The organism is Enterobacter cloacae complex sp. P24RS (assembly GCF_014982165.1).
Taxonomy (GTDB): domain Bacteria; phylum Pseudomonadota; class Gammaproteobacteria; order Enterobacterales; family Enterobacteriaceae; genus Enterobacter; species Enterobacter quasihormaechei.
Map to the genome: position 1 here is coordinate 1 of NZ_JADCKU010000031.1, position 9,155 is coordinate 9,155.

Below are 9,155 nucleotides of genomic sequence, written 5' to 3' on the forward strand. Positions count from 1 at the left end.
TTAATATACATATCAGTAGCAACACATGCAGATACAAATTTAGGCATGTGGAGTACTAGTTGTAATGATGACAGCTTCTCTATTCTTCTCGATAACAAACCTAATCCACTTGTTGTTAATGACAACCAGATCATTGTTAATGTACATGCTAATGTAATATCCAAAGGTAAAGTTGTTATTTTCTATGATAGCGTAGCCGATCTTGGTCGAGGTGGAATGAATTTTGATTGGAAAAATGTAAGTTCAACTACCCCACTAGCAGAGCTCACTATCAATAAACAAAATGGAGAATTACGATGGAAAGGGTTTTACGATAATAAAAAATCAAAATATTATTGGGTAAATGACCCTGATTTTGTACAATCTTATGCAGAAAATGGTGTAATCAAATTGCATAAATGCGATAAATAATAAATGTTGCGGAGGGGCGCTCCCTCCGCTATTTAACCTTTCTTAGTTATGCCGTTAATTCGATTGTATCCCATCAATCACATAACAGACAGAGGACCAGGGGAACGTATGCAAATAGCGCCGTGTAATCCCTGAGCCACTTTTCTCTTGATCAACCACCTGTTGCAGATGAGCCAAATTACCAACCCAACCAGCTAACAAGTTATGATCATTGTGTGCCTGAAGTTATGCACTAAGCGGTGATGTCCATATTCAATCAGATACGGAATAATCAGCTGATCTCAAATATCTGCTAAAACTTTGCCGAACTTAGTCATGTTGTTGCCCGATACTGGCGAGAAAATTTTATCTTTCCACTGACGATTAACAAAATCGAGGAAACCCCACTCGATCAGCTTGGGATGCATCTCAACTTGTCGCGCTGCAATCAAGGTTTTCCCCTACCCCCTTCTACAGTCAGGAGATAGTGACTCTGACTGTCTTCCTCGAATTTACTCTGCCTTCTCCAGTTTTGCGATCTCCCATCTTATGGCTCCGGTATATGCAAGCAACTATGTGATCCACTTTTCCCAGCCTTGAGGCTGTCTGAGCGACCATCCCAACAATTTTCTCATTGCCGCCGCATTGTATGCCCCAAACCTCGCTTTATACGGTGCAGCCACTACGGCATCAATCGGAGACTTCTCCAAGATTTTTTTATTATCTGTCAGGAAGGGTTTGAACAGGGATTGTAGACATTCAAGTGCTGATGGATTGACTCTACGCCAACCACATCTACAGGGGGAATATCATCGCACTCGATCAGTTGTTTTACTGACATCGACCTATACTGCTACACAACACGCTTCGGGATATTTATAATAACTCCCATCACCTGCAACATCCTATTACAATAAATTTATTTCAAAGAAAAAATAACACAACCATCTTATTTGTTTTCATCCTGGCCATTAATAAAAAAACATTTCCATACTCAATATTTATCGCCACGGAATATTTATATTTTCGCTCCATTATCATTGTAATTAAAAGATCAACTATAAAAAATTATAAAATCAATAATAGGATTAATACCACCACCTATAATGATGAACGGAAAGCACAGAACGATGCGCATCAGCAACCGGTCCAGCGAGTCACGCTGGATGAACAATATGATGGCGCGGCAACCAGCAATGACTTCGCTATGGGCGCAGGTATCGGAATTGGCATTATGTACGTTTCTTATTATTTGTGTCGTTTTTGAGGGGATAAAATGAAAAAATTAATAATGATGGTGATAAGCGCAGCCGTACTTGCGGGGTGTGTTTCGCCTGCGCTCGCCATTAACGCACACTATCGTGCTCAGTTAGAGCGCTCGGGGTGCACGCAAATGAGCGCTGGCAATGGCTCGTGTGATATCAGCAAAACCAAAGCGGAAAATGCGGCACAAAACGAACCATCGACTTCCGTGCACGATCCCCTTCGTGAAGCCTCATTCTCGTCGGATACGGTCAACGCTACCCTTTCAAACGGCTTTTTTAGCGCAACGGTTAACGGCAAAAAAGCCAGCGTTAAACGCCTGAACGCCAATTTTTATGAAATTCACGGTAATGGTTTTGTGATACCGCTAAGCCTGGATGAGAACGGCATTACGGACGCGTCGTGGAATAAAACGAACGGACGCGAACACGGCATTTTAAGCATTACCCAGAAATAAACAGCGTAAGGAGGCTCCGCGCCTCCTTTTAGCCTGCCAGTCGCACAATTTGCCACACTCTTTTGTCTGATTTTACAATGCTGACAATTCATATCTAAGTCACTGTTTTTAATCGCTATAAACTGCAAGTTTTTGCCAGAAAATGAGGTTACCACCTCCCCTGTGCCCTGTGTCACAAAACAGTAAACAAATTAACCATTGAGCCTGGTGACAAAAGGCTCTATATTGGCGGCGTTTTTTTCAGGCCCCATCTGTTTTTTAACTTTTTATTCAATCGTTGCTCATAACGAAGCGGCGGTTGTAGGAGTGATATGATGACGGATAAAGTCCGTATTGACACCGTAGATGCCCACAAAAGCAACGAAACCTATCTGGCCCGTCAGGCCGAGTTTGAATCTAACGTCAGGAGTTATCCGCGCAAACTGCCTTTAGCCATCACGAAAGCAGAAGGCGTGTGGATCACCGATGCAGATAATAAAGAATACCTTGACTGTTTAGCAGGCGCAGGCACCCTCGCGCTTGGCCACAATCATCCTGATGTGCTGAAAAGCATCCAAAATGTCATTACCAGCGGCTTGCCGTTACATACCCTGGATCTGACCACGCCGTTGAAAGACGCGTTTTCAGAATATCTTCTCTCTCTGTTGCCTGGTCAGGGCAAAGAGTACTGCCTGCAATTTACTGGCCCATCCGGCGCTGACGCCGTTGAAGCGGCGCTGAAGCTGGCGAAAAAAGTGACCGGTCGTAGCGGTATCATCAGTTTCTCTGGTGGTTACCACGGTATGACCCACGGCGCACTGTCCGTCACCGGTAACCTGTCTCCGAAGGAAGCGGTTGACGGCATGATGCCTGAAGTGCAGTTCATGCCTTACCCGCACGAGTACCGCTGCCCGCTGGGTATCGGTGGTGAAGCGGGCGTGAAGGCGCTGACCTACTACTTCGATAACCTGATTAACGACGTCGAAAGCGGCGTGCGTAAACCTGCTGCGGTGATCCTGGAAGCCGTTCAGGGTGAAGGCGGCGTGAACCCGGCTCCGGCTGAGTGGTTGCAGCGCATTCGTAAAGTGACTCAGGAACACGGCATTCTGCTGATCCTCGACGAAGTTCAGGCTGGCTTTGCCCGTACCGGTAAATTCTTCGCCTTCGAACACGCAGGCATCGAGCCAGACATCATCGTGATGTCTAAAGCGGTTGGCGGCGGTCTGCCACTGGCTGTACTCGGCATCAAGAAGCAGTTCGATGCATGGGCGCCTGGTCACCACACCGGCACCTTCCGCGGTAACCAGCTGGCAATGGCAACTGGCCTGACGACGCTGAAGATCCTGAAAGACCAGAACATCGCGGGCAAAGTGGCCGCACAGGGCGAATGGCTGAAGGGCCAGCTGAAAGAGATGGCGAAACGTTATCCGGTCATCGGCCACGTTCGCGGTCTGGGCATGATGATCGGTATCGAGATCGTTAAGCCGCACGAAGCCGCTGACCACATGGGCTGCTTCCCTGGCGACGGCGAGCTGTCTGCGCTGATCCAGAAGAAGTGCTTCGAAGCCGGTCTGATTCTGGAGCGTGGCGGCCGTAACGGTATCGTTCTGCGTCTGCTGCCTTCTCTGCTGATCAGCGACGAAGAGCTGAAAATCTTCCTGGATAAATTCGAGCAGGCGCTGCTTGCTGCGGGCGTTCGCCCGGCGTAACCGGAGTTGTTGAATACGATGTCTGATTCAAACCCAATTTTGTTCTCCTCTGCGCAGAGCATTGAAGCTTACCAGCAGGCGATTGAACAAAGCACTCAGGCTGTGATGCAGTGGCTGAAACAGCCTGAGATGTATCAGGGCAAAACGGTCGCGGAGCTGCGCGACCGTATTAAGCTGGATTTCAACCCGAAAGGGCTGGGCAACGAAGCGGCGATTGAACGCGCCGTGGAGTTCTTCCTGAAAGACAGTTTGTCCGTTCATCACCCGCAGTGCGTGGCGCACCTGCACTGCCCAAGCCTGGTGGTTAGCCAGGCAGCGGAAGTGCTGATTAACGCCACCAACCAGAGTATGGACTCCTGGGATCAAAGCCCGTCCGCAACCATTATTGAGATCAAACTGATCGAATGGCTGCGTACCCGCGTGGGTTATCAGGCTGGCGACGCGGGCGTCTTCACCAGCGGCGGCACCCAGAGCAACCTGATGGGCCTGATGCTGGCGCGTGACGCGTTCTTCGCCCATCAGGGCCACTCGGTTCAGCAGGACGGTCTGGTAGGCGATCTGCGTAAAATCCGCGTCCTGTGCTCGGAAAACGCACACTTCTCCGTGCAGAAAAACATGGCGCTGATGGGTCTGGGTTACCAGTCCGTGGTGCAGGTGAAAACGGACGAATTCTCCCGCATGGATCTCTCCGATCTGGCGGCGAAAATTGAGCAGTGCAACGCGAACGGCGAGCAGATCCTGGCGATTGTAGCCACCGCCGGCACGACCGATGCGGGTGCTATCGATCCGCTGCGCGACATTGCTGAGCTGGCGGCGAAGCAGAATATCTGGGTGCACGTTGATGCGGCCTGGGGCGGCGCGCTGCTGATGTCTGAGCAGTATCGCCACTACCTGGACGGCATTGAGCTGGTGGATTCCGTAACCCTGGACTTCCACAAGCAGTTCTTCCAGACCATCAGCTGCGGCGCGTTCCTGCTGAAAGAAGCGCGTCATTATGAGCTGATGCGCTATCAGGCAGCTTATCTGAACTCAGAGTTCGATGAAGAAGCGGGCGTGCCTAACCTGGTCTCCAAGTCTCTGCAAACCACGCGCCGTTTCGACGCGCTGAAACTGTGGATGAGCCTGGAAGCGCTGGGTCAGGAGCAATACGCAGCCATCATCGACCACGGCGTGACGCTGGCACAGCAGGTTGCGGCTTATGTGAAAGAGCAGTCTGCTCTGGAACTGGTGATGCAGCCTCAGCTGGCAAGCGTGCTGTTCCGCTTCCGTGGACAGGTGCAGATGGACGACGCGGGTATCGCCCTGCTGAACCAGAAAATTGGTGACGCGCTGCTGGAGTCTGGCCGTGCAAACGTCGGTGTGACCGAGCATAACGGCGTCACCTGCCTGAAGCTGACCCTGCTGAACCCAACCGTGACGCTGGAGGACATCAAAGTCCTGCTGTCTCTGGTTGAGCGTACCGCAGAGGAAGTCCTGGCGAAGTAATGCCTATCCCTCTCCCGCCCGGGAGAGGGATTATTTTCCCCGCCTTAGTGCTCGCCCCGCTTTTTCTTCGAACCATAACCATATTCATACTGACTACACTCAGAACCGTATAACAGCGCTGCGGACTTAACGATATCGTTAAGAATGGTTCCGCTGACCTTTACGCCAACGCGGTGCAAACGTTTAATGGTATTCTCCATCTCTTTCACGCTGGTTTTATCGAAACGGGCCACCATCAGCGTCGTTCCGGCTGCTCTGGCAACCAGCGCCGCATCGGTGACGGCCAGCACTGGCGGGGTATCGATGATGACGATGTCATAATGCTCGTTAACCCATGACATAACGGCCAGGAACCGTTCGCTTAACAGCATCTCCAGCGGTCGCAGCGGTTCCGGGCCGCAGGTAATGACGTCGATCCCCCCCTTCTCAAAGCGCTGAATTACCTCTGTACAGTCGCATTTACCTTCAAGCACGCTGGACAGCCCATGGCGGTTATCCAGGCCAAAAATGTTATGAACATAGCCCTGACGCATATCCGCATCGATAAACAGCACCCGCTGGCCGCTCTGTCCGGCAATGGCCGCCAGGTTCGTCCCCACCAGCGTTTTACCGCAGTCCTGAGTAGGGCCAGAAATCATCACGATACGATTCTCAGCCTCCATCATGGAGAAATGAAGGCTGGTGCGCAGCCCCCGAACCGCTTCGACAAACATATCAGCAGGCCGATCGACAGGCAGGAACGGCACATCCAGCGTTTTGTGCTTCCAGTGACGGGTAAACGGAATTTTTCTGCGCAAATGCGTTTTTTTCCACAGCCACTGGGAACGAGGCAACGTAGCCAGAACCGGAATCCCATGCATTTCCAGCTGTTCGGAAAGCATAATCCCACGTTTAAACGCCATGTGTACCAGCACGCCGCCCATTGAGAGCATGAGCCCGAACAGCGCGCCAAGGACGATGATTAACGCTTTTCGCGGCTTTATTGGATCCGGGAGCGTAACCGCCTTGTCAATGATCCTCACGTTCCCGATAGCGCTGGAGCGGGAAATATTCAGCTCCTGCTGACGCGTCAGTAGCTGTAAATAGATCGTGCGGCCTGACTCAACGTCCCGGCTCAGGCGTAAAATCTCCTGCTGCGTGGAGGGCATTGCTGATACCCGCTGATTCAGACGCTCGCGTTCCCGCTCAAGGGTTTGTCTCTTTTCACGCAATGCACGGTAGGTGGGGTGATTCTTTTTGAAGAGCTGCGAGATCTCTGCCTCACGGAACGTCAGCTCATTTAGCTGATTCTCGACGTTAACAACCTGATCCAGTATGGATTTTGCCTCTAAAGAGAGATCCACCGAGTCGCGCTGCGCCCGGTAGGCATTCAGCCGCGCTTCAGCCTGATCCAGTTCCGTTCTGATTTTCGGCAACTGCTCCTGTAAAAAAGCCAGACTACGAGAATCCTGGGCCTCCTGACGGGCGATATTCTGTTGGAGATAATTCTCAGCAATCGTATTCAGCACCCTGGCAATTTTGTCAGGATCTTCGCCCGTCAGGGTTAAGGTCACGATACCGCTCTGTTTCTCCGACTCCACAACCGTGAGGCTCTTCTTCAGCGCAGTGATTGTCTCCAGGCGCGTCAGCGTCTTAAGCGAAAACTGCGTGCCTGGCTCAGCGTCAATCGAGGTCACCAGCAAAACGATCCCTTGCTTAACAAGCATTTTCCCGACCGAACCGTTAGCCTCAATGTTTTCGCCCGTCAGGTGATACTTTCCTGCTTCCTGTACGGTCAGGATGAGTTCCTGCGCATTGCCCTCCACCTGCGGGATCTGGAGTTCGCCTAAGGTTATTTTGCCCTGCCCTCGCCCTTGCAGGCGTTGCCAGAGACGACCCACCACAGGCAAAACGCGCTGCTTCGCCTGAAACGTCAAACCTAAGTCGTCGACGGTCTCGCCGAGGATCATGCGTGATTTCAGCAATAAAATCTCAGGGGCTACATCCGTTGAAACTGTGGAACCCAGCTGGCTTAACCCTTTGAGCAGGCTGTTATCCTGTTTGCTTTCTATTTGCACCATGGCATCCGCCTGATAAACAGGCGGCGTAACCCAGGCATAGAGGCCCGCGCATAAGACAGAAATGAAAGTCACGCACATAATCATCGCGCGGTGGTCGATCATTTCGCCGAGCAACCGGACAAGATCGATTTCTCTTTGTTGCGGTGCCGCTGCACCATAATTGTCTGTTGTGTAAGACGACATTAATGCTTCATTCCTTTCTGACCCAATCGACGTGCCCATTCCTGGCTGGCTTTACCCAAGAGTCCGAACACATATTCAAACGCTTCACGGCTTTTACGGTAGGGATCGGGGATATCCTGCGGCTCCAGCCATTGCCCGAATAGCAGCGACTTGCCCCTGATCTCCGGTGCCATGGCGGAAATAAAGTGAAGGTGTTTCGGCTCCATAACCAGAATGAGATCGGATCCCTGCATCAGACCGGGCGTCAACCTGCGTGCCACATGGCCGTCCAGGGAAATTCCGTGTCGCCAGGCTACGTCCTGGGCACAGTCATCCGCCGGGCAACCCTCAAGGCCAAATATTCCCGCCGAGGTGATGTCTCTGTCAGGCAAGTACTGGCGTAAAAGCCGTTCTCCAATTGGGGAACGGCAGATATTTCCGGTGCAAACCACCAATATCGATTTGAACATTATTGCGGCCACGATCTGATGTAACGAACCGTTTCGGTGAGGTCATGCACCCCGCTAATCGTTGGTACAAGCTGCGTTATCACGCGATTCCAGCGGGACAGCGGTGCGGTGGTGACATACACAATGTCATAAGGCTCAAGCTGAAACTCTGTGCCCAGCACCATGGCCGAAGCGTCTTTTGCATTCAGCTGATAGATATTCGCAATTTTCCCGGACTCGCGTACCGAGCGAATAACAAAAATACCCGTGGCATCGGCCATATTCTGGTCCAGGCCACCGGCATTGCCGAGCGCTTCGGCCAGCGTCATGCCGCTGCGATCCATCTTCAGCGTGCTCTGTTTAACCACCTCGCCCATCACGAATACTTTCAGCGCATCGTTGCGGGGAATAAACAGGATGTCGCCAGGGTTGAGCAGTTTATTCTGGGTTAAATCGCCATGTTGCATCAGGGCGTACAGGGAAATTCGGGAATCCTGACCGTTGTGAGTCAGCACCACGTTCCGCCAGTCCGCATCGGCAGTAAGCCCACCGGCGGCATTAACGGCGTCCATTACCGTCAGCGGAATGTTGGTGATGGCCTGCTGGCCAGATTTCGCCACTTCTCCCGTAACGTAGGCTTTTTGCGAACGGAAAGCGGCAACGCTGACGTCCACCTGGGGGCTTTCAATGACGTTATCCAGCCGCGCGGTGATCTCCTCGCGCACTTCGGAAACCGTTTTTCCCGCCACGTGCAGTTTACCCACGTAAGGATAAAAGAGCGTGCCGTCGGCATTGACCCAGTTTCCCGTATCGCTTGCGCTGCGATACTGTCCCGCGGGCGTAGTCAGCTCCGGGTGATCCCAGACGGTGACCGTCAGGATGTCACCAATACCAATACGGTATTCCCAGTTTTTGACCTGCTCATCAAGATTAGGATTTGCCTGAGATTTTGCCGCTGCTGGACGTAGTTTCTCAATTAATCCGGGCGTAAGTGGATAAATTTCGATTTGTTTATCTAAGCTATTATTAAGATCGGCCGGCGCGATTATTTTTTTGCCTGCGGAACTTAACGTTTGGCCAGGAGAAATTACGCATCCCGCCAACTGACTTATTGCTAAGAATATTACAGATAATGCAAAAGACGCTTCGGCCATGGTGCTGGGCACAGAGTTTCAGCTTGAGCCTTATGACATTGTGTATG

At 51.6% G+C, this 9,155-nt stretch carries 7 protein-coding genes and 2 pseudogenes; 5 read left to right on the plus strand and 4 right to left on the minus strand.

The genetic code is table 11. The annotated features are described in order from the left end of the window. Positions 1-411: hypothetical protein (locus INF58_RS20690; protein WP_193528409.1), on the plus strand; the 411-nt coding region annotated here is incomplete at its 5' end. Between the two features lie 54 nt (positions 412-465). Here the strand turns inward: INF58_RS20690 and INF58_RS21020 are convergent. Further along, a pseudogene (locus INF58_RS21020) lies at positions 466-1,288 on the minus strand (integrase); the annotation flags it as partial. Between the two features lie 378 nt (positions 1,289-1,666). Here INF58_RS21020 and INF58_RS20695 point away from each other — a divergent pair. The 3 genes from INF58_RS20695 to INF58_RS20705 all read left to right on the plus strand — a co-directional run bounded on the left by INF58_RS20695 (position 1,667) and on the right by INF58_RS20705 (position 5,283). Further along, on the plus strand, positions 1,667-2,110 hold the full coding sequence (locus INF58_RS20695) for a hypothetical protein (protein ID WP_193528410.1): 444 nt from the start codon (positions 1,667-1,669) through the stop codon (positions 2,108-2,110). Positions 2,111-2,421: 311 nt separating this feature from the next. Further along, entirely contained in the window at positions 2,422-3,798 is a 1,377-nt protein-coding gene (locus INF58_RS20700; protein ID WP_014884533.1) for a diaminobutyrate--2-oxoglutarate transaminase, read from the plus strand. Between the two features lie 18 nt (positions 3,799-3,816). Next, positions 3,817-5,283, plus strand: a complete 1,467-nt coding sequence (locus INF58_RS20705) for an aspartate aminotransferase family protein (protein ID WP_193528411.1) — start codon at positions 3,817-3,819, stop codon at positions 5,281-5,283. A 44-nt stretch (positions 5,284-5,327) separates the two neighbouring features. On the opposite strand, the gene INF58_RS20710 is transcribed toward INF58_RS20705, so the two are convergent. From INF58_RS20710 to INF58_RS20720, 3 genes are read right to left on the minus strand one after another with little or no spacing between them, the layout of a single operon-like run. Then, positions 5,328-7,526: a polysaccharide biosynthesis tyrosine autokinase gene (locus INF58_RS20710; RefSeq protein WP_193528412.1), complete on the minus strand. Its 2,199-nt coding sequence runs from the start codon at positions 7,524-7,526 to the stop codon at positions 5,328-5,330. After that, entirely contained in the window at positions 7,526-7,975 is a 450-nt protein-coding gene (locus tag INF58_RS20715) for a protein tyrosine phosphatase (protein ID WP_226848031.1), read from the minus strand. Before INF58_RS20715 ends, INF58_RS20710 begins: the two co-directional genes overlap by 1 nt. After that, a complete protein-coding gene (locus INF58_RS20720) occupies positions 7,975-9,108 on the minus strand; it encodes a polysaccharide export protein (protein WP_193528413.1) in 1,134 nt (377 codons plus the stop codon). The genes INF58_RS20715 and INF58_RS20720 overlap by 1 nt, the downstream gene beginning before the upstream one ends. On the opposite strand from INF58_RS20720, the pseudogene INF58_RS21025 reads away from it, so the two are divergent. Then, positions 9,086-9,155, plus strand: a pseudogene (locus tag INF58_RS21025) (hypothetical protein); the annotation flags it as partial. The gene INF58_RS20720 and the pseudogene INF58_RS21025 overlap by 23 nt on opposite strands.

What these genes read in the sequence shown, in the direction of transcription:
- INF58_RS20695 (WP_193528410.1), top strand. Translation starts at nt 1,667, where the DNA reads ATGAAAAAATTAATAATGATGGTGATAAGCGCAGCCGTACTTGCGGGG.
- INF58_RS20700 (WP_014884533.1), top strand. Translation starts at nt 2,422, where the DNA reads ATGATGACGGATAAAGTCCGTATTGACACCGTAGATGCCCACAAAAGC.
- INF58_RS20705 (WP_193528411.1), top strand. Translation starts at nt 3,817, where the DNA reads ATGTCTGATTCAAACCCAATTTTGTTCTCCTCTGCGCAGAGCATTGAA.
- INF58_RS20710 (WP_193528412.1), bottom strand. Translation starts at nt 7,526, where the DNA reads ATGTCGTCTTACACAACAGACAATTATGGTGCAGCGGCACCGCAACAA.
- INF58_RS20715 (WP_226848031.1), bottom strand. Translation starts at nt 7,975, where the DNA reads ATGTTCAAATCGATATTGGTGGTTTGCACCGGAAATATCTGCCGTTCC.
- INF58_RS20720 (WP_193528413.1), bottom strand. Translation starts at nt 9,108, where the DNA reads ATGGCCGAAGCGTCTTTTGCATTATCTGTAATATTCTTAGCAATAAGT.